Origin of the sequence: Streptomyces sp. NPDC059874, assembly GCF_042731135.1 — a bacterium.
Lineage (GTDB): Bacteria > Actinomycetota > Actinomycetes > Streptomycetales > Streptomycetaceae > Streptomyces.
The window spans coordinates 42329-66990 of the sequence record NZ_JBHWJY010000004.1 but is presented as its reverse complement, the minus strand read 5'-3'; the positions used below and the strand labels follow the sequence as shown (position 1 = coordinate 66990).

Annotated in this window: 19 protein-coding genes and 2 pseudogenes; 10 read left to right on the top strand and 11 right to left on the bottom strand. The window is 72.2% G+C overall.

The window, feature by feature from the left end; all coding sequences use genetic code 11:
• The first annotated feature begins 286 nt into the window (after positions 1-286).
• Together ACFV9H_RS03615 and ACFV9H_RS03610 are read left to right on the top strand one after the other, a co-directional pair.
• A complete protein-coding gene (locus tag ACFV9H_RS03615) occupies positions 287-1585 on the top strand; it encodes an alpha/beta fold hydrolase (RefSeq protein WP_385392751.1) in 1299 nt (432 codons plus the stop codon).
• Between the two features lie 12 nt (positions 1586-1597).
• Positions 1598-3199 (top strand): alpha/beta fold hydrolase, encoded by a 1602-nt coding sequence (locus ACFV9H_RS03610; RefSeq protein ID WP_385392748.1) that lies wholly within the window; start codon positions 1598-1600, stop codon positions 3197-3199.
• Positions 3200-3279: 80 nt separating this feature from the next.
• On the opposite strand, the gene ACFV9H_RS03605 is transcribed toward ACFV9H_RS03610, so the two are convergent.
• The 6 genes from ACFV9H_RS03605 to ACFV9H_RS03580 form a co-directional block, all read right to left on the bottom strand.
• Positions 3280-4167 (bottom strand): DUF4436 family protein, encoded by an 888-nt coding sequence (locus tag ACFV9H_RS03605; protein WP_385392745.1) that lies wholly within the window; start codon positions 4165-4167, stop codon positions 3280-3282.
• A gap of 250 nt (positions 4168-4417) precedes the next feature.
• Entirely contained in the window at positions 4418-5857 is a 1440-nt protein-coding gene (locus tag ACFV9H_RS03600; RefSeq protein ID WP_385392742.1) for an MFS transporter, read from the bottom strand.
• Positions 5854-6597 carry an adenylate/guanylate cyclase domain-containing protein gene (locus ACFV9H_RS03595; protein WP_385392739.1) on the bottom strand — a complete coding sequence of 248 codons (744 nt, stop codon included), beginning with the start codon at positions 6595-6597 and terminating at the stop codon, positions 5854-5856. Before ACFV9H_RS03595 ends, ACFV9H_RS03600 begins: the two co-directional genes overlap by 4 nt.
• Complete coding sequence (locus tag ACFV9H_RS03590; protein WP_385392736.1) at positions 6594-7295, bottom strand: HAD family hydrolase; 702 nt, start codon at positions 7293-7295, stop codon at positions 6594-6596. The genes ACFV9H_RS03595 and ACFV9H_RS03590 overlap by 4 nt, the downstream gene beginning before the upstream one ends.
• A gap of 3 nt (positions 7296-7298) precedes the next feature.
• Positions 7299-8003, bottom strand: coding sequence for an SUMF1/EgtB/PvdO family nonheme iron enzyme (locus ACFV9H_RS03585; RefSeq protein ID WP_385392733.1), 705 nt, complete (start codon positions 8001-8003; stop codon positions 7299-7301).
• Positions 7993-8817 carry a sulfotransferase family protein gene (locus ACFV9H_RS03580; protein WP_385392730.1) on the bottom strand — a complete coding sequence of 275 codons (825 nt, stop codon included), beginning with the start codon at positions 8815-8817 and terminating at the stop codon, positions 7993-7995. The genes ACFV9H_RS03585 and ACFV9H_RS03580 overlap by 11 nt, the downstream gene beginning before the upstream one ends.
• 467 nt (positions 8818-9284) lie before the next feature.
• On the opposite strand from ACFV9H_RS03580, the gene ACFV9H_RS03575 reads away from it, so the two are divergent.
• Positions 9285-10511: an FAD-dependent oxidoreductase gene (locus ACFV9H_RS03575; protein WP_385392728.1), complete on the top strand. Its 1227-nt coding sequence runs from the start codon at positions 9285-9287 to the stop codon at positions 10509-10511.
• Positions 10512-10535: 24 nt separating this feature from the next.
• On the opposite strand, the gene ACFV9H_RS03570 is transcribed toward ACFV9H_RS03575, so the two are convergent.
• Entirely contained in the window at positions 10536-11558 is a 1023-nt protein-coding gene (locus tag ACFV9H_RS03570) for an amino acid ABC transporter permease (protein WP_385392725.1), read from the bottom strand.
• A 669-nt stretch (positions 11559-12227) separates the two neighbouring features.
• On the opposite strand from ACFV9H_RS03570, the gene ACFV9H_RS03565 reads away from it, so the two are divergent.
• From ACFV9H_RS03565 to ACFV9H_RS03550, 4 genes and pseudogenes are all read left to right on the top strand, one after another.
• Positions 12228-13391, top strand: coding sequence for an LLM class flavin-dependent oxidoreductase (locus ACFV9H_RS03565; protein WP_385392722.1), 1164 nt, complete (start codon positions 12228-12230; stop codon positions 13389-13391).
• Positions 13392-13455: 64 nt separating this feature from the next.
• Positions 13456-14418: an ABC transporter substrate-binding protein gene (locus ACFV9H_RS03560; protein ID WP_385392719.1), complete on the top strand. Its 963-nt coding sequence runs from the start codon at positions 13456-13458 to the stop codon at positions 14416-14418.
• An 11-nt stretch (positions 14419-14429) separates the two neighbouring features.
• Positions 14430-15194 carry an amino acid ABC transporter ATP-binding protein gene (locus ACFV9H_RS03555; protein WP_385392716.1) on the top strand — a complete coding sequence of 255 codons (765 nt, stop codon included), beginning with the start codon at positions 14430-14432 and terminating at the stop codon, positions 15192-15194.
• A gap of 373 nt (positions 15195-15567) precedes the next feature.
• Positions 15568-15759, top strand: a pseudogene (locus tag ACFV9H_RS03550) (purine-nucleoside phosphorylase); the annotation flags it as partial.
• A 31-nt stretch (positions 15760-15790) separates the two neighbouring features.
• On the opposite strand, the gene ACFV9H_RS03545 reads toward ACFV9H_RS03550, so the two are convergent.
• On the bottom strand, positions 15791-16951 hold the full coding sequence (locus ACFV9H_RS03545; RefSeq protein ID WP_385393072.1) for a sensor histidine kinase: 1161 nt from the start codon (positions 16949-16951) through the stop codon (positions 15791-15793).
• Positions 16952-17306: 355 nt separating this feature from the next.
• Between ACFV9H_RS03545 and ACFV9H_RS03540 the strand changes: the two are divergent.
• A pseudogene (locus ACFV9H_RS03540) lies at positions 17307-17651 on the top strand (heme-binding protein); the annotation flags it as partial.
• A gap of 159 nt (positions 17652-17810) precedes the next feature.
• Complete coding sequence (locus ACFV9H_RS03535; RefSeq protein WP_385393069.1) at positions 17811-18437, top strand: DJ-1/PfpI family protein; 627 nt, start codon at positions 17811-17813, stop codon at positions 18435-18437.
• A 36-nt stretch (positions 18438-18473) separates the two neighbouring features.
• Here the strand turns inward: ACFV9H_RS03535 and ACFV9H_RS03530 are convergent, their stop codons facing one another.
• Entirely contained in the window at positions 18474-20012 is a 1539-nt protein-coding gene (locus tag ACFV9H_RS03530; RefSeq protein ID WP_385392714.1) for a DUF6056 family protein, read from the bottom strand.
• Between the two features lie 265 nt (positions 20013-20277).
• Here ACFV9H_RS03530 and ACFV9H_RS03525 point away from each other — a divergent pair, with 265 nt between their 5' ends.
• Positions 20278-21696: a hypothetical protein gene (locus ACFV9H_RS03525; RefSeq protein ID WP_385392711.1), complete on the top strand. Its 1419-nt coding sequence runs from the start codon at positions 20278-20280 to the stop codon at positions 21694-21696.
• A gap of 41 nt (positions 21697-21737) precedes the next feature.
• Here ACFV9H_RS03525 and ACFV9H_RS03520 read toward each other — a convergent pair whose 3' ends face one another.
• Complete coding sequence (locus tag ACFV9H_RS03520; protein ID WP_385392708.1) at positions 21738-22172, bottom strand: hypothetical protein; 435 nt, start codon at positions 22170-22172, stop codon at positions 21738-21740.
• 166 nt (positions 22173-22338) lie between these two features.
• Complete coding sequence (locus ACFV9H_RS03515) at positions 22339-24471, bottom strand: PIG-L family deacetylase (protein ID WP_385392705.1); 2133 nt, start codon at positions 24469-24471, stop codon at positions 22339-22341.
• Between the last annotated feature and the right edge of the window lie 191 nt (positions 24472-24662).

Sequence of the window (24662 nt, the reverse complement as noted above, 5' to 3'; positions counted from 1 at the left end):
GATGTCGGCACAGGAACGAGATCACATGCCAAAGCACAGCATCCCCGCGGTGACTGCCGGGGCAGCTCTGTTCTGCCTGACAGCATTTGGCCCCACACCCGGCAGCGCCGCGTCGCCACCCGCCCAGCCCGCGGGGCAGCCAACTCCGGCAGCCCCGTCCCGGTTCGTGCCCGGACCCTGTCCGAAGCCGCCCGAACCCATCGAAGCGCTGAGCGACGCACGGTGCGGCTTCCTCGAGGTCCCAGAGAACCGCTCCCGCCCGGGCAGCCGGACCATCAAGCTGGCCGTGGCGGTCATTCCGGCCGTCACGCCGGCGAAGCCCGCGCAGGACCCCGTGGTGTTCATGGCGGGCGGCCCCGGGGGCGACACGTTCGACGACATTCCGTTCCTCGTCGACTCCGGCCTGAACAAGGACCGCGAACTGATCATCATGGCTCAGCGCGGCAACCTCTACGACCAGCCGAACCTCGCGTGCCCGGAGATCGACCGGTTCAACGCGCAGGCGGTGGGCCTGCGCTATGGCGCACAGCCGGCGCAGCAGCTCATGCTGAAGGCGGTGAAGGAGTGCCGGGACCGCCTGGTGGCCGACGGCGTCGACCTGAGCGCCTACAACACCACCGAGAACGCAGCCGACTTCGCCGACCTGCGCAAGGCCCTGGACCTCCCCCGGTGGAACGTCTACGGGTACTCCTACGGCAGCGATCTGGCCCTCACCTACCTGCGCCTGCACCCCGAGGGGATCCGCGCGTTCGCGATCGACTCGATCACGCCTCCCCAAAGCGCGGTCCTGCCGTGGGGATGGAGCAGCGCCGCTGAGGGGATCGACAACATCTTCGAGGCGTGCGCGGCGCAGCCCGCCTGCAAGGACCGGTACCCGGACCTCCCCCGCATGCTGACGGAGCAGGTGCGCAAGCTGGAGGCACAACCCCTGACGCTGGACGTCCCGCCGCCGAGCGGAGGGAAGCCGGTCAAGACCGTTCTCGACGGGGGCGCGCTGCTCAACCTGATCGTCGCCTTCAACCCCCGGCCCAAGGACATCCCGGCGGCGCTCGACGAACTGAGCAACGGTAACCCGGAGCGCTTCGCCAAGGCCCGCGCGGCCGGCTCGGTCCAGAAGAAGGTGGGCGAGTTCGCGCACGGCCTGACGAACTCGGTGTTGTGCAGCGAGTTGGCGCCGGGGTACTCGGAGTCCGACGTGCTGGACGCGGGGCGCAAGGCCTTCCCCGGATGGCCGGACACGGTCCTGGCCCAGGTGCCGCAACTTCCCTTCCAGTACCCGGCGTGCCGGATCTGGAACGTTCCGGACCGCGCCTCCGTCCAGCGGGTGGCCACGATCAGCTCGGTCCCGGCGCTCGTCATCTCCGGCACGTTCGACGCGAAGACCGGGATGAGTTGGGCGCGGGACGTGATCCGTGACCTGTCCGGCTCGACCGCCGTGCAGATCCCCGGAATCGGCCACTGGGTGGTCCCGCAGTCGCCTTGCGCGCAACGCGTGCTGGCCTCGTTCCTCGCTCGCCCGACCGCGCCCGACACCGGCTGCGTGGACGATCTCGAGCCCGAACCGTTCACGATCATCCCGAAGTGACCGGGAGGACAGATGACACTCCACCAAGCGCCCCGTCGTCGGCGCACCACACGACGACTCCTGGCCACCTCGGCCGGCATGGCGACCGGTCTCCTCGTCACCGGCCTGCTCTCGGCGCCCGCGCAGGCGCAGCCAAGCCCCGACACCACCCCCGGGGCACCGATCGGCACGACCGCCCGGACGGTGGGCGACGCCCGCTACCAGCCGGGGCCCTGCCCGAAGACGGTGGAACCGATCGAGGCGTTGGAAGGGGCCCGCTGCGGAACGCTCACCGTGCCCGAGAACCGCGCCAAACCAAGCGGCAAAACGCTCAAACTCGGTGTCGCGATCGTGCCCGCCGCGGCCGCCACGCCGAAGCCCGACCCCATCGTGTGGCTCGCGGGCGGACCCGGAGACGATGCGGTGGGCGAGGCGAAGATGGCGATCGACGGCGGCCTGAACCGCGACCGGGACGTGATCTTCATGTCCCAACGCGGTACGTACTCGGCCGACCCGGCGCTCCTCTGCCCCAACATCGACGAGTTCAACGCACGCGTGGGCCTCGCCTTCGACGCTTCGTCCACCGGGAGCCTGCACGTCGAGGCCACGAAGGCCTGCCGCGACAAGCTGGCGGCCACCGGGGCCGACCTCAGTGCGTACAACGACACCGAGAGCGCCGCCGACTACGACGACCTGCGCACCGCACTCGGCCTGGAGCAGTGGAACCTGTTCGGCATCTCCTACGGCACCGACCTGGCGCTGATCTACATGCGCCTGCACCCCGAGGGGCTCCGCTCGGTGGGCATCGACGGCATACTGCCGCCGTCCAAGGCGGGGTCCGTCGTGGCCTGGGCCAGCTTCCGGCAGGGCGTCGACGGCCTGTTCAAGGCCTGCGCGGACCAGCCGGCGTGCAACAAGCGCTATCCGAACCTGGCGGCCACCTTCGAGAAGCTCGTCAGCGACCTCGAAGCCAAACCGGTCACCACCACCGTCACGGTCCCCGGCAACGACAAGCCTGTGAAGGTCGTACTGGACGGCGGAGCCCTGGTGACCTGGCTGGCCACCGCGACCCACGCGGCGGAGGGCGTACCCCGCTCCCTCGACGAGCTGGCGAACGGCAACCCGCAGCGGGTCGCCCAGCAGTGGGCGGGCTGGAGGACCAATCCCAAGGGCATCGGGGTGACTTCGCACGGTCTCGCGAACGGCATCTTCTGCAGCGAGTGGACTCCGTACGAGAGCAAGGAGGCGGCGATCCAGGGTGGACAGGAGGCGTTCCCGTCGTTCCCCCGCTCGGTGCAGGCCCAGGCTCCGCAGCTCCCGTTCCTCCACGAGGACTGTGACGTCTGGGAGGTCCCCCCGGCCGCACCCTCGATCCGGGACGTCACGTCGGGCGACATCCCCACCCTCGTCGTGTCGGGTTCGTTCGACGCCCAGACCGGGGCGGACAGCGGAACGTACGTGGCCCGTACGCTGAGCAAGGCCAAGGCCGTCACGGTCCCCTACGAGCCGCACGTGGTGTTCGCGACGTCCAAGTGCGCCCAGGAGATCACCGTCTCCTTCTTCGAGACCCCGGACGCGCCGAAGACCGAATGCCTGAAGACCCTCGAGGCGCCTGAGTTCGAGATCGCGCCCTGAAGTCCGCTCGTGGTCCGCGACATCGCCCACGACCTCACCATCCACTTGGCCGCCCGCGCTTTCCGCGGGCGGCCACAGCTCTAGGTCGGGCGGGCGTCGTCCGGACGGAGGGCGGTGCGTACGCCGGTGATGACCACGGCGATCAGGCACAGGGCGATGATGGTCTCCGCCCACAGGAAGGCGAACCAGTCCAGCACGCAGCCGATCGGGGGTGTGCCGGGGGCGTTGTTGCGGAACGCCGAGAGGGCGAACAGGGTGGCGGCCATCCAGCCGAGGGCGGCCCAGACGAGGCCCTCCCGGCGGGTCGTCAGGTACCAGGCACCCATGAGCACGGACGCCGCCAGCGCCCACATCACGCCCATCATGAAGACCGCGAAGGCGAGCAGGCTGCCCGATCGGGCCAGCCCCAGCCCCAGGACAGCGTCTTGGGGGGCGGACGTGGGTGTCGTGGAGACGGAGAAGAGCGTGGCGTTGTTGGAGAACAGCATCCGCACCGGCACCTGCTTGCCACCCAGCAGTGCCCAGAACTCGATGTCGGTCTCGTAGGTGTCGAACGGGTAGTCGCTGATCGATCCACCCGTGATCGCGACCTGCACGTCCCTGATCGCGAGCCGCTCGTGGGCCTTGAACTCCAGGTCGCCGAGGGTCGCCGCGGAGGTCTGGAGGCTGAGATCGGCCACCGGGGCGGCCCCTCCCTCCTCGCCGAGGGTTCCGCGCGGGGTGACCCGGACCCGTAGCACCAGCTCTCTGGCCGAGGCGTCGACGTGTTGGACGGTGGCCTCCACGTCCACCCTGTCGGCGGCCCCGGATCCGACCGTGTGGACCGTGTCGAGCGTCTGCCGCTCGGTGAACTGCAGCCATGACCCCACGGCCACCGCCACGAACATCAGGACCGCGATGGGAAGCAGGACCGGCAGGATCGACGTCGGCAAGCGGCGTGGGCGACGTGAGTCCGAGGGTGGGGCCATGGTGACTCCGACGAGGTGGGAGGGGGGAACGGACTCGTCCGGCCCGACGCCGGAGCGGACCTCGCGCCCACGCGGCGCGGTCCGCCGGAGCCGGGCATGCCCGTCGCGGGCGGCTGCCTTCTCCGAGACGCGGGGCGCGGGCGGTGGCCGCAGTGCGATCCTCGTCGACCCGGCCGACGATCCACGGCATCCGGGCCGGCGTGTCGGCCCCGACCAGCGGCCCGATTGCCCGGGGGCATCTCAAACGGAGTCAGCCCGCACCGGCCGTGAGCCGTCGGTCGACCACGGCCAGGCCGGCCAGGGTGACGGCCATCAGGGCGGCCGGCACCGCGAAGGCCGCGGTGACGGCACCGGGGGAGCCGTCGGTGAGCAGGACGGAGGTGACCTCCGCGCCCACGGCGGTGCCGAGGTTTCGCAGCAGCACGTTGACGCCCGCGCTCGAGCCGCTCTCCGACGCGGGTACGGACTGCACTGCCAGTGCGCCCATGGCCGAGTAGCCGAGGCCCAGGCCTGCACCCCGTACGACGTTCATGGTGGCCAGCGCGGCGAGGCTGCCGTGCGCGAGGGTCGCCGCGAGGTACCCGACGGCGATCAGGGCGCAGCCGAGGGCCAGGGTCCGGCAGGTCCCGTACCGCTTGATCGTCCGGCCGGCCAGTGCTCCGGCAGCCATCAGCGCCAGCCCGGTGGGGAGTTGGACCAGCCCTGCGGCGGTGGCGGATCCGCCGAGGCCGAAGCCGGTGTGCGGCGGGGCCTGGACCAGCAGGGGGATCACGATCCCGGCCGCCATGAAGGCGTAGCCGCAGGCCAGGGCTGACCCACCCGCGGCCAGCAGCGCCGGGGAGCGCTGGGCTCGCAGGTCGATGACGGGGCGGGGGGACCTCAACTCGTACGCGGCCCAGGCGACCGCGCCGAGCAGCCCGGCGGCGGTGAGTGCCAGGGTGCCCGGCGACCCCCAGCCCCAGTGCCCGCCCTGGGAGGAGGCGAGCAGGAGCGCGGACAGCCACAGAGCGAGCCCGAGGGATCCCGCGACGTCCAGGCGGCGCCATGCCTGCGGCGGGTCGCCCGGCGCGGCGGTGCGTTCGGGCGCCGGGTCGGCGGGGACGACGCGGAGCGTGCCGGCCAGTGCCGCGACGCACAGCGCCAGGGGGAGGAGGGAGAGCGAACGTGTCCCGAGCAGCGCCGTCATCGGACCGCCGAGGACCCAACCGCCCGAGGCGCCGAGGCCGATCGCGGTCGACAGGACGCTGATCCGCGGAGCCACCTTCTCGGTCGCGCTGAGCGTGCGGACCAGGGCGAACGTCAGCGGCAGGGCGGCGCCTCCGACACCTGCCAGCACCCGGCCCGCCACGAAGAGGGCCAGTCCGTCGGCCACGGAGGCGAGGGCCAGGCCGAAGGCGCCGATCCCGAGCGCGGCGGTCAGGACGCGGCGGTGGCCCCAAAGGTCACCCATCCGCCCCGCGAGGGGGGTGGTGACGGCGGCGGACAGGGTGAAGCCGGTCAGAGCCCAGGTGATGGCGGTGCCGGAGGCTCGTAGGTCGATGGCCAGCTCGGGCAGGGCCGGCATGACCAGGGATATCGACAGGGCGTAGGCCGTCACGGCGGTCAGCAGGACGGCGGTCAGGGCCCGCCCGGCGGCGCTCGGGCGAGCAGGGGCGGTAGGGGTGGTGGGGCTGGTGGGGGCGCCGGTCACCGGACCTCCCGGTGCGGAGCGCCGGCGGCCCAGAGCTGCTGAGCGCCGGAGATGTTCTTGAGCACCCGGGGCGGCCCGGCGGGCTGGAAGTCGAAAGCCCCGGCCCCTGCCGCGCGAACCCGCTCGGACACCAGCACCTGGCCGGGCTCGGCGCCGGCGCAGCAGCGGGACGCCAGGTTGACGGGGTGCCCCAGCAGTGCGAGCGCCGACATGGGGCCGAGGCCGAGCCGCCCGTGGTGCACGTCGCCGATGGCGACGCCGCAGCGGAGCCCGACCTGCCAGATCCGGGGGTCGGGTGCGCCGCTGTGCGCCACCCAGCGGTCGGCGATACCCGTGAACTCCGCCCGCAGCTCGGCCGCGGCGGTGAGGGCCGACCGGGCGAGGTCGGCGTCGGGGCGGTTTCCGGCGGCAGGGGTGGCCGGACCGCCGAGGGAACTGCCGAAGACGGCGATCAGGCCGTCACCGAGGAACTTGTGGACGACACCGTGGTTGCGCTGTACGGCCAGGACCGCGCTGGTGAGGAACTCCTGGATGTTGCGGAGGAGTTCAGCGCTGTCGTGCTGCAGGGCGTCCGCAATCCGGGAGTAGCCGGAGATGTCCCAGAAGACGACGGCCGCCTTGGTCGTGCGCAGGTCCAGGGCGGCGCGGTCGGAGGCCAGCGCCGCGGCGAGGGCCGGGTCGAGGAAGGTGCCGGGGTCGCCGCCGCTGCGTTCGGCGCCCGGGATGCCGGCGCCGCTCACGGGGCGGACGCCAGAAGACGGGGCAGGTCGGCGAGGCCCGCGATGGTCTCGACGCCCGAATCACCGTGCCGGCCGGTGCGGTCGAGCAGAATCGCACGGATGCCCGCGGCCTGGGCGCCGGCGATGTCGGTGGCGGGTGAGTCGCCCACCATGACGCTCTGCCGAGCGGTCCGGCCGAGGCCGGAGAGAACGGCGCCGAACGCCGCGGGGCTGGGCTTGGCCGCGCCCAGTTCCTCACTGATGAAGACGTGGTCGACGTGCGGGGCCAGGCCCAGCGCCCGGATCTTGGCCCGCTGACCGTCGGACGGCCCGTTGGTGAACAGGGAGAGCTCCGCCCCGGCGGCGCGCAGGGAGCCGAGAGCGGGCAGCGCGTCGTCGAACAGCTCGATGTCGGTGTTGGCGCTCGCCACGTACGCGGAGTTGGCCAGGGCGGCGGCCGCCGAGGCCGTGGCCCGGTCCGTCCCCGCGTCCGTCGCGGGGATCTCGAACCGGAGCCGGCGGTACTCCTCACGGGCCAGCTCGCCGGCGGTGAACCGGGCGAACAGCACGGGGTCCAGTTCGTCGAACCGGGCCCAGTAGGCCGGGCCGGCCTGCACGCCGTGCTCGTTCAGCAGCAGATCGATCTTCCGCTTCGCGCGTTGACGGGCGGCCCCGTAGTCACACAGCGTGTCGTCCAGGTCGAAGATCACGGAAAGCATCGCTCAGCCCTCCCAAGCCACTCGGAAACCGATGGACGCCGAACCGGCGATGTACCACCTGCCGCGTCGGGCGGCGCAGGCGAGCAGGGCGGCGGACTTGTTCCAGGCCCCGCCCTTGACGACCTTTTCGTACGTCTCGGCGGCCGACGGGGAATCCCGGTCCCTGCGGTGCGGGGTGAACCAGTCGGAGCTCCATTCCTCCGCGTTGCCGGCCATGTCGGTGAAGCCGAGATCGTTGGCGGGGTACGCGCCGACGGGCGTGGTGCTGCCGACGTTCTCGCCGAAGTTGGCGGCGGCTGCGGTCGGTTCGCCCTCCCCCCACGGATACGTCCGGCCGACGTACCCGGCGGTGGCGCAGTGCTCCCACTCGTCCTCCGAGAGCAGCCGCCCGCCGAGGGCCTCGGCCGCGAGCCGGGCACCCAGCCACGGCACGCCGACGACGGGGTGCTCCTCCAGGCCGGGCCGCACCCGGTAGCGCCCCGCCGCAGGGTCGTACCGGAGCGGGAGTGCGGGGTTCTTCGCGTTGATGTAGAGGGACATGCCGTCGCCCTCGTCCGGAATCCTCAGCGCGTTGAGCAGGTCCGCGTAGTGGTGATTGGTCATCAGGGCACGCATGACGAGGAGAGGGGGCCGCTCCGGTCCTTCCGGTGCGAGGGCGGAAACGGCGACGGCCGTCGCGCGCAGGGCGCGCCGCAGCTCAGCAGGCATATTCGTACTCCTCGAAGAAGGACCTGAGGCCGCCGGTCAGGCGGGCCTGCTGCTCATCCGTGAGTCGGCTGCGCCAGGAGTTGAGCACCGCGTCGCGGGAGCGGTAGCTGGAGTACCGGCCGCCGCGGCTGGACTGCTGGGAGTAGGCGATGAAGTCCCGTTGTTCGACGGTGGGTTCGAGGTCGAGAAATTTCATCAGCGGACCGAGTGCGTCCTCGGGGTGCTCGACCAGGTCCTCCAGGCGTACGGTGATGTGCTCGAAGGCGGCCAGCGACTGCCGCGCGAGCTCCCAGCGGATGCCGATGCTGCGCAGGCAGAGTTCGAACGGGTCGAGCCCGTCGCCGGTCGGGTGGCCGAGCTGCTGCTCCAGATAGCGGGTGACGGTCACGCTGTACTTCCACAGCTCGTCGGCCTCCGGCACCTTGAGCACGGACGCGGCGATGGCTCGCGGGTCGCGCACCAGGTGGATGATCCGCAGCCCGGGAAGGTACGCGCCGAGCCAGGGGAGCTTTTCGTAGAGCAGTGTCTCCTTGAAGCCGCGCCGACAGCCGTCGGGGGAGGAGCCAAGCCACTTCCGCAGCTCTTGGAGGAACAGCACGATCTTCGGATGTGGGTACAACTCCGGGTGCAGGACGGCCTGGTCGTACTCGGCCGCGGACCAGGGCCGGAGGTCGTTGTCGCGGAAGAAGTCGGTGTGCATGGAGAACGGCTCGTTGGCGCAGGCGACGGCCGGGTTCTGCTGGAGCAGTTCTCCGAGGAAGTTCGTGCCGGATCGGTGGTGGCCAATGATCAGAAATGGCGCACTGTGGTGCATCGGTTGGTCGGTCCCTGGATTCGCGGCGGCGGCTCGGACCGCCGACGCCTGGTGTCGGTGTCTCGGGGCTGCCGCGGAAGGAGCGGTGATCGGCGGCCCAGGTCGGTGTATTGGTCCGGGCTGGTGGCCCTTGGCGGGCGCGGTCCCCGACCGCCCGGCCGTGGCGAACCCACCGGGAATCCCGTGCGGGTTCACCACGGCCGGGCGGTTCCCGCCCCCTCGGACGCGGCTCCCACGGTGCGGGCCGGCGTCCGGTGAAGATCATCTCCCGGGATTGTGAACGGGCTGTCTCGGCAGCGCCAACGGGCTGCGAAGCCGCGTGCGCCGCGCGACCGGTTGCTCGTGGCGGTGCGGGCCTTCGGCTTGCCCGGGTTGCGCGGACCAGCCCGCCATGGATTGGCTCTACAGTTGTAGAGTGAGGGGCCTGCGGCTGTAGAGGGCGTCCGAACCGAAGGGAGAGGTGTTCCATGCCGAAACGTCACGCCGTGGTGGCCGGGGCCGGAATCGGCGGTCTCACGGCCGCCCTCGCACTGCGCCGGCGCGGTTGGCACGTCACCGTCTGCGAACGTGCCCCCGAACCTCCCACCACCGGCGCGGGCATCGGCCTCGCCCCCAACGCCCTGCGCGCACTCGATGCGATCGGCGTCGACGCCGCCCGCGCCGCCGGCAGCGCCGTACCCGCGACGATGGGGGTGCGCCGCGCCCAAGGCCAGTGGCTCACCCGTGCCGGCACCGCGGACATGGCGGCTCGCTACGGTGTGCCCCCGATCGCCGTCCCGCGCCCGGCCCTCACCGCCTACCTGGCCGCCGCTCTCCCGCCGGACGCCCTTCGCTACGGCACCACCGTGACCGCCGTCGACGACGCCGCCGGCAGCCCTGTCGTCCGTACGGAAGTCGGCCCGGCCCTTCCCGCTGATCTGGTCGTCGCCGCCGACGGCATCCACAGCCCGCTGCGCCGGGCGTACTTCCCCGCCCACCCCGGCCTGCACTACATCGGCGAGACCGCCTGGCGGACGATCGTGGACGCCCCGGACCTCCGGATACCGGCCATGAGCGAGACCTGGGGGCGGGGCGAGCGGTTCGGGGTCACCCCGCTCTCGGACGGTCGGTTCTACCTCTACGCCACCGCGGTCGTGCCGGCCGGAACCCGGTCAGCCGACCCCCGTGCGGAACTCCGGCGCCGCTTCGGCTCGTGGCACGATCCGATTCCCGCCCTGCTCGACCGCGTCGCCCGCCTCGACCCCGCCGACGTCCTGAGCAACGACCTGTACGACCTCGCCGCCCCGCTCCCACGCCTGCACCACGGCAGGATCGCCTGGCTCGGCGACGCCGCCCACGCCATGGCCCCCAACCTCGGCCAGGGCGGCTGCCAGGCCATCGAGGACGCGGTGGTCCTCGCCCACCTGCTTCCCGCCGGAGACGTCGGAGACGGCGGAGGCAGCGGAGGCAGCGGAGGCAGCGGAGGCAGCGGAGGCGCGACCGACTCCGTGTCGGCCGCCCTCGCGGCGTACACGGCCGCCCGCCGCGACCGCACCGACGCCGTGCGCGTTCGCGCCCGCCGCGTCGGCCGCCTGGGCGCCCTCCGCCACCCGCTCGCCGTGGCGGCCCGTGACCTCGCGGTCCGTGCCACCCCCGCCCGCCTGGCCCTGCGCGGCATGGACGACCTCTTCGACGGGTTCCGCCTCCCCGGCTAGCAGTCCGGACCGCGGTGGCGGGGGCTACCGGGTTCCGGGGGCGGTCAGTGTGTGCAGCCGGGCGCGCAGGGCGGTCAGCCGGATGCGCAGTCGCTGCGGCGGTGTGAGAGGCAGGCCCCGGGAGCTGCCGCGCGCGTAGTACCGCTCGACGTAGTACTGGCCCGCGCTCAGCACGGTGGTGACGGCGATGTACCAGAGGGTGGCGACCATCAGCAGCGGGATGACCTGGTAGTTCTGGTTGTAGACCAACTGCACCGAGTACAGCAGGTCGTGCACGGCCAGCACGCTGACGATGCTGGTGCCCTTGAGCGTGCCGATCAGCATGTTCCCGGCGGTCGGCACGATCGAGCGCATCGCCTGGGGCACGACGATCCGGCGCAGTGTGCGGCGTCGGCTCAGGCCGAGGGCCTGAGCTGCCTCGGTCTGGCCGGGGTCCACGGAGAGGATGCCGCCCCGCACCACCTCGGCCGCGTACGCCGTCTCGTGCAGCGTCAGGCCGATGACGGCGGTGAGGGTCGGGCCGAGCAGGTTCACCGTCTTGATGGTGAAGAGTTCGGGGCCGTACGGGATGCCGAGGCCCAGCGTGGGGTACAGGGCGCCGATGTTGAACCAGAACAGGAGCTGCACCAGCAGCGGCGTGGACCGGAAGATCCACACGTAACCCCAACTCAGCGTCCGCAGAACCGGGTTGGCGGAGAGCCGCATCACCGCCAGCACGGTGCCGAACAGGAAGCCGAGCACCATCACCGCGCCGGTCAGCCACAGTGTCAGCAGAAGCCCGTCGAGCACGGCGGCGGTGGTGAAGTGCTGACCCACCACGTCCCATTGGAAGGCTTCGTTGCGGACGACGGAGACCAGCACCATCGCGAAGACCAGCAGCGCGGCGGTGGCGGACAGCCCGCGGCCGATGCGCCGGCGCGGGACGATCGGAGGCAGCTCGGTCTCGGGGGTGCCGTGCGCCCCCGAGGGCTTCGTCAGGGGGGCGGCAGCCGTGGCGGGAGCGGCGACGGAGTCGGATACGTCGGAGACATCGGAAGGGGTGGCCATGGGAAGGGCTCCAGGGAAGGGGGCGCGGGCGTGGATGACCACCCGGCGGCACGGCGCGCTGAAGCGCGGCACATCCTCCGCGGATGCGGTGCGGCCGGGAATCGGTACTCGTGTCGTCACGCTCGCCGCGTCCCTCAACGCGGGCGGAGGGGCTTCCGTGCACGGCGGAGCCGCTCCGTGGTTGATCGTATGTGCCTACCGCCCGGCCGTGTCAACCACGTCCGGGCCGGCGGCCGTCCGAAGCCGGCCGCGATCCGAGCCTTGCTTGACGAAGAGCAGCATGTACTGCTCAAGTAGTCGCATGAATGCCCATCAGCGCTTGGTCTCGCGCGACTACATCGACTTCGGTCGGGTGTGGTCCGCGGCGTGTTGCGCCTGATGCGGCAGCGGGCTGTCTGATCGGCCCTTCCCTCCCTCGGTGACCCCGTCGCGGGCCGAGATCCCCCTTCGCACGACCACCGGGCCGCGGGCAGCGACCGGCACGAGGACACGCTGCCGCGAGCGCGTACGTGCGCTGCCGCCACCCCGATTTCCCGACGCCCCGCGTCGTCACGCCCGCATCGCACCGCCGCATGCGCATTTTTGACGTCTTCTCATTTCACGCAGCAGCAAGGGTTGTTCACTCCTGCCCGCGTGCACGATCCACCATCGCTTCCGAAAGGCCACCCCATGCCCGTGGAATTCCTCGGCATCGCCGCCACCAACGACGGCTCCGAAACCACCGCGCGAACCGGCGCCGCCTTCGACAAGGAGTACACACTCCGGCTCGCCCGGGCGCACGAGGACCACGGCTGGGACCGGGTGCTGTTCGCCTACGGTTCCGGATCCCCGGACCCCGCGCCGGCGGCCGCGTACATCGCGAGCAGGCTGGACCGCCTCCAGATCCTGCTCGCCCACCGGCCCAACGTCTCGTACCCCACCTACGCCGCCAAGACGTTCGCCACCCTCGACCGGATCAGCGAGGGCCGGCTGACCGTCCACTTCATCACCGGCGGCAACGACCATGAACAGGGACGCGAGGGCGACACCCTGACCAAGGACGAGCGCTACGCCCGCACCCGCGAGTACATCCGGATCGTCAAGAAGATCTGGACCACCCACGAGCCCTTCGACCACGAGGGCGACCACTACCGCTTCCACGACTTCGTCAGCGACGTCTTCCCCGTCCAACAGCCGCGTCCGAACGTCTCGTTCGGCGGCTCCTCACCCGCCGCGTACGCGGCCGGCGGTGCGGAGGCCGACATCTACTGCCTGTGGGGCGAGCCGCTCGCCAAGACCGCCGAGCAGATCGAGGCCGTGAAGACCGCCGCGCGGGCCGCGGGCCGCACCGACGTGCCGCGCATCCAGGTCGCGTTCCGCCCGATCATCGCCCCGACCGAGGAACTGGCCTGGGAGAAGGCCCACCGCACGGTGGGCGCCATCCGGCAGCGGCGCGAGGCGGGCCTCGTACGGCACCAGCGCAACGGCGTCCTGGAAGCCCCGGCACCCCAGAACACCGGATCTCAACGGCTGCTCGCCATAGCCGAGGCGGGGGAGCGCTACGACCGGGCGCTGTGGACCCCGACCGCCGCCGCCACGGGCGGCGCGGGCAACTCCAACGCCCTGGTCGGCACCCCGGAGACGGTGGCCCAGGCGCTCCTGGACTACTACGACCTCGGCGTCGACATCCTCTCGGCCCGCGGCTACGACCTGCTGGACGACGCCATCGACTTCGGCCGGTACGTGATTCCCCTCGTCCGCGAGGAGGTCGCGAAGCGCGACGCGGAGCGCCAAGCCGCGCACGCGGCACACGACCACGACCCCCACCAGACCCTCACGGCGGTGCGCGGGTGACCTCCGCAGCACGCACGCACGCCCCGCCTCGGCACCACGCCCCGCGATGAAAGGCCTCCCCGCTGTGAACCTCCCCGGGAGCGAGATCCACACCCGCCTGCGACGCACCGCCGCCGCCCTCGCCCTGCTGCCCCTCCTGGCGCTGACCGCCTGTGGCTCCGGTGGCGCGGCCCCGGCGGTCGGGGGTGCCCAGGCCTCTCCGGCGCCGGCCGACGACCCCGTCGCCGGGGTACGGACCGTGGACTCGATCGCCGCCCTGCTCCCCGCCGACGTCCGCAAGGCGGGCAGCCTGCGGGTCGGCAGCTCCGTCGGCTCCCCGCCCTCGGCGTACTACCCGAACGGCCAGGACAAGCCGCCCGCCGGCCAGGACATCGACATCGCCGACGCGGTGGCCAAGGTCCTCGGCGTGAAGCTGGAGCGGCAGGACGCTTCCTTCGAGACGATCCTGCCGGCCCTCGGCAGCGGCAAGTACGACCTCGGCACCGGCAACTTCGGCGTCACCACCGAACGCCTGAAGACCATCGACTTCGTCACGTACATCAACGACGGCCAGGGTTTCGCGGTCAAGACGGGCAACACCACGCTGACCACACAGGTCTCCGACCTCACCCAGCTGTGCGGACTGACCATCGGCACCGGAGCCGGCACGACGTTCGAGAAGACCCTCACCGCGCAGAAGGGCGTGTGCGCCGAGGCCGGCAAGAAGCCGTACGAGGTCAAGGTCTTCTCCGAGCCCGGGGCCGTCACCACCGCCCTCCAGCAGGGCCGGATCGACGTCGTCATGTCGACGATCAACGGCCTGCGCCACCAGGCCGCGCAGCCCGCCGCGCAGACCACCTTCCTCGGCGAGTACCACCGCCTCGACGTCGGATTCGCCTTCAAGAAGGGCTCCCCGCTCACCCCGGCCGTCCAGGCCGCCGTCAACGAACTGATCAAGGACGGTACGTACGCGCGGATCCTGAAGAAGTGGGGTACCACCGCCTCGGCGATCGACACGTCGCAGATCAACCCGGCCGAGCACACGTGAGGGGCGAGCCCGTGAGCGACGTCATGGTCGACGTGCGCGGCGTCCACAAGAGCTTCGGGCCGCTGGAGGTGCTGCGCGGCGTCGACCTGAAGGTCCGCGCAGGCGAGGTCACCGTGGTCCTCGGCCCCTCGGGCTCGGGGAAGTCCACGCTCCTGCGCACGATCAACCACCTGGAGAAGGTCAACCGCGGCTGGGTCGGCATCGACGGCGAGATCATCGGCTACCGGAGCTCCCGCGGCAAGCTGTACGAGCTGAAGGAGAAGGAGGTGCTGAGGCAGCGCACCCGCATCGGGTTCGTCTTCCAGAACTTCAACCTCTTCCCGCACCTCACCGTGATGGACAACCTCGTCGAGGCCCCGGTCTCCGCGCTGCGCCGCCCGCGCGGGGAGGCCGAGGCGGCGGCACGCCGGCTGTTGGACCGCGTCGGGCTCGCGGACAAGGCCGACGCCTATCCGCGACAGCTGTCCGGCGGGCAGCAGCAGCGCGTGGCCATCGCCCGCGCGCTCGCCCTCGAACCCAAGGTGCTGCTCTTCGACGAGCCGACCTCGGCGCTCGACCCGGAGCTGGTCGGCGAGGTCCTGGACGTCATCAAGGACCTCGCCCGCGCCGGAACCACCATGATCGTCGTGACGCACGAGATCGGCTTCGCCCGCGAGGTCGCCGACACCGTCGTGTTCATGGACGGCGGAACCGTCGTCGAACAGGGGCCGCCCGCGGCCGTCCTGGACGACCCGCAGCACGCCCGCACCCGCGCGTTCCTCTCCAAGGTCCTCTGATCGGCGGCCGCGCGCGTCGCCGGTACAGCGGAAGCTGCGGTGGCGTTCGTAGACCGGCCAGGAGACCGGGGACTCGCGGTCCACGCCCACGCTGATGCCTTGCAGGGGCGCCATGCCGATGAGCTGGTGGACGCTGTCCGACCGGCCGGTCTCCACACCGTCGATCAGGACGCGGAACTCCCAGCGCCGTCCCTCCACTGCGGCGGCCGAAAGCGTGACCGTCCGCCGGCCCGCGGGCAGCGGGCCGGCGTCGGTCTCGTGCAGCTCGCCGCTGCCGTCGGCGAGGGGGAAGACGCCGTTGCGCCAGGCCGCGGACTCCCAGGCCGCCGCCGGCTCCTTCACCACCGCCGGGTGGTCCTGCGCGACGTCGATGGTTTCGGTCGGAGAGGCGGTACTGGCGCGCCAGCAGGCGGCCCGTGAGGCCGGCGCACCCCACCACCGGGGCATCGTCTGGACGCGCGCCGCCTTCCAACCCGGCCTCCTCCCCTTCCCGGCCTACGAGAAGGCCGGCGCCGCCGCCGCGATCGAGATGGAACTCTCCGCGCTTCTGGTGACGGCTCCGTTGGATCGGCCGCCGAGTGAACTGGCCGACGCTCTCAGGGGAGTGGGGCGGTGGCGGTCAGTACGGCACCCTCTCCGGGCGCCGACTCGATGGTCAGCGTCCCACCGAGCTGGCGTATCCGGGCCCGCATCGCCGGGACGCCGTGTCCGCGCACGCCGGACGGGGACTCGGGGAGGGCGGCGGGGTCGAAACCGTGTCCGTTGTCGGCGACATCGAGGACGACCCGGTCGTCGAGCCCGGTGAGGGTGAGCGCGGCGGTGGTGGCGCCGGAGTGCTCCCGTACGTTGGCCAGCGCGCCTTGGGCGATGCGCAGCAGCGCGGACTGCACACGATCGGGCAGCGGGGCGCTCTGCTCACCGGCGTCGATGTGGACGCGCACCGTGAGCCCCGCGCCGGACTCCCGCTCGGCGAGGGCGTGCAGCGCGGCGTGCAGGCCGCCGCCGTGGGCGAGGTCGGCGGGTGCGAGGTCGTGCACGAAGCGGCGCGCCTCGGCGAGGTTGTGCTCGGCGATGGACGCGGCGGTGCGGATGTGGCCGCGGGCCTTGGCCGGGTCGGTGTCCCAGGTCCGGTCGGCGGCCTGGAGCAGCATCTGCTGGCTGGACAGGCCTTGGGCGAGGGTGTCGTGGATCTCCATGGACAGCCGCTGGCGTTCGGCGAGGGTGCCTGCGCGGTGTTCGGTGGCGGCGAGCTCGCGGCGGGTGCGGACGAGGTCGTCGATGAGAGCGTGCTGGCGGGCCGCTTGCCGCTGCATGTGGAGGAAGACGGTGGTGGCGAGCGCGGAAACGGCGACGGGCCCGATCACCAGATCGAGGTTGAAGCGGGGGGCCAGCGCCAGCTGCGCGAAGATCACGAAGAGGGTGAGGAACGCGACGAGGACGTACGCGGCGACGGGCGGAAGGGTGCGCAGCGCGGAGTAGAACAGGGGAACCGCGACCCACGCGAAGCTGGGCGCGAGAAGGACGAGGACGGCCCAGGTGGTGACGACCAGGCCCAGCCAGACCAGTCGGGAGGCCGGCGGCCACGGCGTGCGGCCGTGGGTCGGGTACGTCTTGGCGGCCATGGCGGGGCCGAGCGTGTAGAGGACGGCGAGCGCCACCGCGAGGGCGATCACCCAAGGGGCGCGGGCTTCCTGCGTGTGCCGCTGGACGAAACGGAGCATCGACGTGCCGACCAGTACGAAGAACGTGACCCGCATGACCAGCGCCAGCCGCCGGTCGTCCGGCTCGCTGCCGGAAACGGTCCTTCCGCCCTCCTCGGCGGAGCCGAGGTCGGAGCGGGAGGGCTCTGCCGGGGCACCCACACCCCCGGGGACGCCGCCGGCGCCTGGTTCGCGGGCCGGGCCAGAGCGGTCGGGCCGCACGTGCACCTCCTGACATAGGGGTCCTGAACTGGACAAACAACCCTATTGTCGCCCAACGAGACGGAGTCGGGGTAAACCGATCGGATGACCCGTGTGTCACCCCTCTTGCACGCGGCATGCAGCCGGTCCGCCGACAAGCCGGGGCCGCCGACGGGTCCACGAGCGCACCCGTACCGTCGCCGGCGGTGCCCTGATCGCCGCCCTCGCCCTCGGCGGCTTCGGCGCGTACAACGCCAGTGCCGCCCCGGCCCCGGCCGCCCAGACCGCGGCGAAGGCAGACGCCAAGAACAAGAACCTGACCCAGTCGACCCACCTGACCGTCGACGCCGCCACGAGGGCCGCTCAGGTCGCGCTCGACGCCGCGGAGAAGGAGAACCAGCGCGTCACCGTCGCCGTCGTCGACCGCGACGGCAACACCATCGTCACCCTGCGCGGCGACGGCGCAGGCCCGCAGTCCTACGAGTCCGCCCAGCGCAAGGCCTACACGGCAGTGTCCTGGAACGCCCCGACTTCCGAGCTGGATGACGAGGACCAGCTCATGGGTCGTGCCCCGGGCGGAGGCGACGCATATGACGACGCGCCAGGGGCGTGCGTGGGGCCGTGGCAGGCAGGCCACCTGTCGCCGATTGGCTCGCGGCCCGGGCACGGCACGCTTGGGAGAGTGGAGTTCGGATTTCGAACCGAGGGAGTTGTCATGCAGGTAGCCGTGGTCACCTTCGACGGGTTCAACGAGCTCGACAGCTTCATCGCCTCCGCGCTGATCAACCGGTGTCGAAAGGACGGCCTGGAGGCCTTCATCACGACGCCGACACCCGTGGTGACCTCGATGAACGGTGTCGAGGTGACCGGGCAGCGGCCGATGGAGTTCGTGGCCGATGCCGACGTCGTGCTGATCGGCAGCGGCGTGAAGACGCGCGATGTGGTCGCCGACGACCGGCTGCTCTCCATGTTGCCGCTCGACTCGTCGCGACAGCTGATCGGTTCGCAGTGCTCCGGAGCGCTGGTGCTCGCGCGCCTCGGGTTGCTGGGTGGCATGCCGGCGTGCGCGGACATGACGAGTCGACCCTTTGTCGAGGCCTACGGCGTCACCGTCTTGGACGCGCCGCTGCACGCCGAAGGGAACATCGCCACGGCGGGTGGCTGCCTGGCATCGCAGTACCTCGCCGCCTGGGTGATCACCCGAACGCTCGGGGAGGATGCCGCGCGCGGCGCCATCGGCTACGCGGCTCCGGTCGGCGAACAGGATGAAACCGTCGAGCGTGTCATGCGCGCCGTCCACGCGGGCGAGGTCGCGCGCGCGAAGGCATCGTCGATGACCTGACGGCGTCCCGTACAAGGGTGCGGCGCGGGTCGCGGCTCAGCGGCGGTGGATCCGGTCGACGCCGTACCACTTCGACACGCAGGCGGCGACCCAGTCCCGCTCGTAGTTCCCTGTGAAGAAGGGCTCGGCGAGAGCGCCGATGTACAGGGGCCGGTAGCCCACGTCCGTGGCTCCCCGTGCGATCTCGGTCCGGATACGGGAGTTCTGGGCGTCCCAGGCGACGGAACGGGCGACGGTGGTCGTGGTCAGCTGCCGGACGTTGGGGACGAGCGCGGCAACTGCGGCAAGCGCCACGCAGCCCGCCGCGACGGCGCCGGTCACGAGGACCGGGTCGGCGGCACGGCGGCCCGAGAGCCGCCGCCCGCCCCACGCTCCCAGCAGTGCGCCGTAGCCGCAGAGCGCGAGTTCCATCGGTACGAGAAAGCTCGTCCAGGTACGGGCGTACGTCCACCCGCTCGGCCCGTAGCCGCTGCGCAGACCCACCATCACCGCGAGCGACCCCAGCACCACCACGGGCACCGGGACCAGGAGCATGGCGATCAGCATCTTGCGAGGGACGGCACGCCGCGGCTCCCGTTTCCCGGGCGCGGGCCCGCCGAGTCCGCTCGCCAGACCCAGCAGGACGCCGACGGCCGCGGCCCCGAGGTAGGCCCACTGGCCGGTGACGGAGTCCCAGATGCTCAGCCAGCCCTCGAAGGTGCCCCTGAGCTCGTCCCCGGACAGCATGGATGCCCGATCCGGCTGCTGGGCCCGGCGCCATCGGGCGCCCGGGGAGGCGTACAGCACGACCAGACCGAAGACGAGGCCGGAGCACCAGAGCAGGCACCAGGTGAACGGACGCCAGTCCCGCGCCAGGCCGAGACGGGGCAGCGAGAGCAGTCCGACCAGGGCGGCGAGCAACCCGCTGACGAGCGCGAACGGCTCGCTCAGGGTGCCGAGCGCGAAGCCGATGAGGAACGCGGAGACGAAGCCGGCCACGCGGGCGGTGGCGCTTGGATGGCGGACGGTCCGGATGGCCAACAGGAGCGCCCACAGGCCGATGACGCTCGGGACGGTGTGGGAGATCGTGGCAGGGGCCCACAGCAGCACCTGGTAGCTGCGGGTGCCCCCGAAGTAGACCAGGGCCTGTACGACCAGGGCGCAGGCGGTCAGGGCCGGCGCCCGGGGTCTGCCGCCGAGAAGCCGGACGAATTCACGCCCCAGCAGGACCAGTCCGACCGTGAAGCAGACGGCGATGACCGTCGGCAGGATCTTGGCCCCGACCAGTCCGCGGCCGTAGACGACACCGCTCATGAAGGCGTTGGCGACCCTGCCGTTCTGGGTCGTGTAGAAATCGGACGTGATGCCGAGCACTCCCAGGTCACGGGCCTTCCACGCGGCGCACCAGTCGTCGGACGTGGGCCGCACGTAGAGACCGAGGAAGCAGCCGACGGCGATCAGGGCGCCGCCCGCCGCGACGAGCGTCGCCCCGGCCGCGGGGAGGAGACCGCGCAGGAGGGGACGGCGGCCGGTGGCCCGGCGCACCGCGGATGAAGGGGTCCGGACGTCCTCGCCCTCGACCGCAGCAGTGCCCATACACCACCCCTTCGCAGCGGGGCCCGGCCGGAGAAGCAGCCGACGCGCCCGCCGACCGCGGTGACCGCACGGCCCGCGAACACCCATGATGTGCACGGTTCGACACCACCGGCATCCCGGGTGCGCCAGGACGGTTACGGCCGCGAGACCCCTCGGGCCCCGTTGCTCACCCGGCCGGCGGGCATACCGTGGCGGCCTTCTCAGGGCTGTTCCAGGATGGGGAACCCAGGTCCGCGCGTCCGCGGGCCCGGCAGATGGAGTGGCGATGCCCGGTGTCCTACGCGGCCGTTGGGCAGTCGTCACGGCGGTCCTGGCGTTCGTCGCCGTTCCCGTGTGCGCCGGCGGCGACCAGAGCCGTCGTGAGGCCGAGCGCAGGTACGCGCCGCCGTCGGTGCCCGCCGCTCCCGCCGTCGGTCTCCTGTCCAACACGACGGCCGCCGAAGGGGTTCCGCCGACCGTCGCCCGGGGCGCGCGGTACGTCGAGGGGAGCAACGTCCTGCGGCTGGCGTTCGGCCGGTGGATGTACCTTCCCGCCGCCAGGACCACGTCGGCCGTCGTCGCCCTCGACCATCCGCCGGCGCGGCAGCAGATCGCGGAGAGCCGCGCCTGGCTGGCCTCCGGCCGCGTCCCGGGCAAGTCGCCGGCGCAGCGCGCGGCGGCCGAGCGGGCCCTCCTGGCCATGCGCGCCCTGCTCCAGCCGAACGGCGCCCTGGCGGCAGGGTGGAGTCCCGGCTGGAACTACTCCTGGCCGCGCGATGCCAGCTTCGCCTCCGCCGCGTTCGCGCACACCGGCCATGACGCCGAGGCCTACCGCATCCTGCGCTACAGCGCGGCGACCCAGCGCAAGGACGGCACCTGGGAAGCGCGGACGAAGCTCGACGGGTCCGGCCCGCCCGACGGCAGGCGTTGGCAGCTCGACGCCAACGGATGGGTCCCCTGGGCCACCTGGCAGTGGTACCGGACGGCACCCCGGGCCACCCGCCGAGACCGGCTGACCACCCTCTACCCGATGATCCGCAAGGCGGCCGACCACGCGGCGCGCTCCCTACGGACCGACGGTCTGCCCCCGGCCTCCCCCGACTACTGGGAACTGATGACGAACACCGCGAACATCGGCACGGCCGCGCCGCTGCTCGCCGGGCTCAACGCCTCCGCCGACCTCGCCCGGGAGGCGAACCGGCCGGACGACGCGGCGCGCTGGGCCCGGGCCGCCCGGCGGCTCTCCTCCGCGATCTCGGCACGGTTCGTTCCCCTGGGATACCAGCGCACCGTCGACGGACGACATGGGTACGACAGCGCGGTGGCCTTCATGGCGCCTCCCTTCAACGCGGCCCCCACCGGCCTGCACCGGGCACTGGACGTCACCTACCGGGCGCTGCTCCTGCCCAACGGAGGGCTCACCCCGGGGAACGACCCCACGGCGCCCTGGGGCGGGAACGCGTGGACGCCCAGTACGGCGTTGTTCGCGCTCGCATGGGCCGCCACGGGGCGGCCGGCGAAGGCCGGAAGGGTCCTGGACTGGATTCTCTCCAAGAGGAACTCGCTCGGCGAGCTGCCGGAGAAGGTGGACAAGGAGGGCAGGCCCTCCTCGGTCGCCCCCCTCGCCTGGACGGGCTCGATCACCGTCCTCTCCCTCGTGTCGCTCGACGGCACGGTGCTCCCCACCCCGCCCCGGCGGCCGTAGCGCCGGCGCCCCTGGCCGCGCCCCCGGCCGGTGGCGCAGGCTCAGACGGGCTCCATCCCGTCACCCGGCGGCGGAGTGGCGCGGACCCTCTCCAGCTCGACCAGAAGGCGCCGATAGGCGAGCCGTTCGGCCGCCACCGCCCGCTCGAAGGGGACGTAATGCGGATCACGGCGTGACCGGGCCTGTGCTTCGGCGGTGAGGCGGAACTCCCTCGTGCGGCCCACATCGCTCCTGGCGTCGACGAACGCGGCGTCGAGGAGTCGGTGGTCGAGGACCTCGGCGAAGGCGCGCTCCGCCAGGGCGGCGAGCCCGTCGAGGTCGTCGGCGCAGCTGCCGGGAGCCTTCCCGCGACAGGCTTCTTCCACGGCACGGGAGAGCGACCCCAAGGTCGCCTCGAGCTCCGGGTAGCCCCAGGCCGGCGTGGCATCGTTCCTGCACCCGGTGGCGACGGCCACCAGCACGGCGACGGAGGCCACGGCGCGGACCGTTCCCTGTCCCGCGCGCCCGCGCGTGGTGGAGCAACGGGTCATGGGAGCCCCGATCGCTAGTGGTCAGGTGGCCGGGGGTGTGGCCGGGAGTGTGGTCGGGAGCCGATCTCGGTCGGGCCCGAGGTGGTCCGCCCGCCATACTCGCCCGCGCCCGTCAGCGCTGCCACCCGGAGTCCGGGTCCGTGCGGCCGGCCTGCGCGAGCATCGAGGGCTGGGCCGCCCGGTGCCACGGGGAGGAGGGCGGGCGGCTGCCCAGCGGTTCGGATCCGGCCCGGGGAGCCGTCGTGATGTGCAGACCGGCGTCCAGGCCGAGGGCCGCGGCCACGGTCGTGCCGTCCGGCTCGGCCAGGGCCGCCGGTGCGCCCGTGTAGAGCATCTGGGACTCGTACCAGGACGGGGCGTCGTCCGGGCCGGACACACTGACCGTGCCCGCTCCCGCGCGTCCCGCGAGCACGTTGCCCGCGACACCTACGGCGCCGTAGCCGCCCTCGCCGCCCGTCCCGGTGACCGGGGAGAAGGTCGGCGCGGGCCCGCCGGCGGTGGCCATGCTCGTACCGACGATGCCGGTGCCGGGGCGGCGGAAGTACAGCCGGACGCCGTCGCCCTGCGGGATCGCCGAGAGCGGGCCGGTCGTCGCCGGCAGTCCGGTCGGGACCGGGCCGCTGAACGGGGCGTCCGGGGTCGGCTGGATCCAGGCCAGCACGGACTGGGACGTGGCCGCGTACACGTGGCGCCGCCCCGCCCCGTCGGTCGCGGTGACCGGGTCGCCCTGCAGGCCGGTGCCGCCGAGGGCCTGCCACGTGCCGAAGGCGCCGTCCGGGGTCGCCTGGGCACGGGCGCGCAGGGTGCGCCGGGAATCGCGTACGTACACGGTCATCCGGCCGGTGCTGTCCACGGCGACGGCCGGTGCACTGATCGCCGAGGTGCCGGATATGTCCTCCGTGTCCGGGGTGCCCAGCGACTGCCACGGGCCGAAGGCACCGTCGGGCGCGGCCTGGACGGCGTACACGAGGTCGCGCCCGTACTCCTGGGGCGTGGCGCCGAGGGTGGTGCGGGTGCCGAAGACCGCGACCCTGCCGTCGGGGAGCCGTACCGCCGTCGCGCCCGCGTCGAGGCCGGCGCCGGCGAGGAACCCGGGCCCCTGCCAGGAGGCCTTGGGGCCGCTGCGCGACCAGTACGCCATCCGGCCGTCCAGGACGGCGAAGGCCCACAGTCGGCCGGAGACGCCCTCGGTCATCCAGGAGGTGCCGTCACCCCGGCTGTAGCGGATGGTCCGGTTCCATCCGGCGCCGGTGGGCCGGGTCGCCGTCTTGCGGTCGCCGCAGCCGGCGGGGCTGCCGCACCAGTCCTGGTGGTCCGTCCAGGCATAGGTCTTGAGGTAGCCGAGCTTCTCTTCGGCCGCCTGCGGGTCGAGCGTCGGCGGCAGGGAGCTGTTGGGGTAGCTCACATAGTTCTGGATCGAGAAGTGCGGCCGGTCCGTGGACTTCGCGTAGCGTTCGGCCGCGGCCTGCACGAAGCGGGCGCCGTACATGTGGTCCTGGTGGTCGAGGAAGGCGCCGCCGCCCTGCGACCGGCCGGGCGTCGGGTCCTGCGTCCGTATCGTGGTCGGCCGGTACATCGCGAAGACATCCGCGATGGCGTCCACGGCCTGCTCCTTGGTGTACGAGAACGAGGACTTGACCGGCGTCCCGGAGGTCAGCTGGGCGCCCAGGGCGGGAACCTTGCCGTCCCAGAGGCCGCGCAGGCTGTCCGGATTGTCGCCGGAGATGCTGCGCGCCTCACGCAGCTGCATCCACACCAGGTTGACCTCGGGCCTGGCGACGAGGACGTCGACCTCGGCGCTCCCGCCGCCCGCGGTGGGTATGGACTTGCGCTGCCACGCGCTGGTGCGGTTGCCGGTGGCCATCTGCGCGTAGGCGGCCCGGATGCCGTTCTGCCGGGCCTCCGCGTAGGCGGCGTGGTCGGCGGGGCCCTCGGGGTCCTCCAGGTGCGGGCTGTGGGCCTCGTTCCTGCCGTCGGACTCGCCGGAGGTCAGGTAAACGGTGGCGACCTTGACGCCCGTCGATATGGAGCGGCTCAGGTCGGGGTTCATGAAGAAGAGGTCGTCGTCGGGATGCGCGACGACCTGGAGCACCGTGCCCTCGGTCACACTCGGGCGGAAGGCCGCCTCGGGTGCTGCCGGCCCCTGCGCGTTCCCGTATCCGTAGGCCCAGGTCGTCACCCCGACGGCGCCGGCGGAGAGCGTGGCGAGCAGGGCCGCGAGGCGGGTGCGGCTGGCCAGGGACATCTACAACGCCTTGAGGGTAGATCCGATGCGGAATTCCGCCGAGGGAGTGGGTCGGCGCCCCGATGGCTCCACCACTTCCGGAGACGACCGGGCCCGATTATGCCTCGCGGGTTTGCGACTGACACACCATCAAGGTTGATATGACGGACAATCAAGTTAAATGCAACATTTGCATCGTTTGTCCAATTTGC

Coding starts and splice junctions, on each gene's coding strand:
- ACFV9H_RS03530 (WP_385392714.1), bottom strand. CDS start 20,012: ATGGGCACTGCTGCGGTCGAGGGCGAGGACGTCCGGACCCCTTCATCC.
- ACFV9H_RS03565 (WP_385392722.1), top strand. CDS start 12,228: ATGCCCGTGGAATTCCTCGGCATCGCCGCCACCAACGACGGCTCCGAA.
- ACFV9H_RS03590 (WP_385392736.1), bottom strand. CDS start 7,295: ATGCTTTCCGTGATCTTCGACCTGGACGACACGCTGTGTGACTACGGG.
- ACFV9H_RS03575 (WP_385392728.1), top strand. CDS start 9,285: ATGCCGAAACGTCACGCCGTGGTGGCCGGGGCCGGAATCGGCGGTCTC.
- ACFV9H_RS03585 (WP_385392733.1), bottom strand. CDS start 8,003: ATGCCTGCTGAGCTGCGGCGCGCCCTGCGCGCGACGGCCGTCGCCGTT.
- ACFV9H_RS03545 (WP_385393072.1), bottom strand. CDS start 16,951: ATGCGGGTCACGTTCTTCGTACTGGTCGGCACGTCGATGCTCCGTTTC.
- ACFV9H_RS03570 (WP_385392725.1), bottom strand. CDS start 11,558: ATGGCCACCCCTTCCGATGTCTCCGACGTATCCGACTCCGTCGCCGCT.
- ACFV9H_RS03535 (WP_385393069.1), top strand. CDS start 17,811: ATGCAGGTAGCCGTGGTCACCTTCGACGGGTTCAACGAGCTCGACAGC.
- ACFV9H_RS03610 (WP_385392748.1), top strand. CDS start 1,598: ATGACACTCCACCAAGCGCCCCGTCGTCGGCGCACCACACGACGACTC.
- ACFV9H_RS03515 (WP_385392705.1), bottom strand. CDS start 24,471: ATGTCCCTGGCCAGCCGCACCCGCCTCGCGGCCCTGCTCGCCACGCTC.
- ACFV9H_RS03605 (WP_385392745.1), bottom strand. CDS start 4,167: ATGGCCCCACCCTCGGACTCACGTCGCCCACGCCGCTTGCCGACGTCG.
- ACFV9H_RS03580 (WP_385392730.1), bottom strand. CDS start 8,817: ATGCACCACAGTGCGCCATTTCTGATCATTGGCCACCACCGATCCGGC.
- ACFV9H_RS03525 (WP_385392711.1), top strand. CDS start 20,278: ATGCCCGGTGTCCTACGCGGCCGTTGGGCAGTCGTCACGGCGGTCCTG.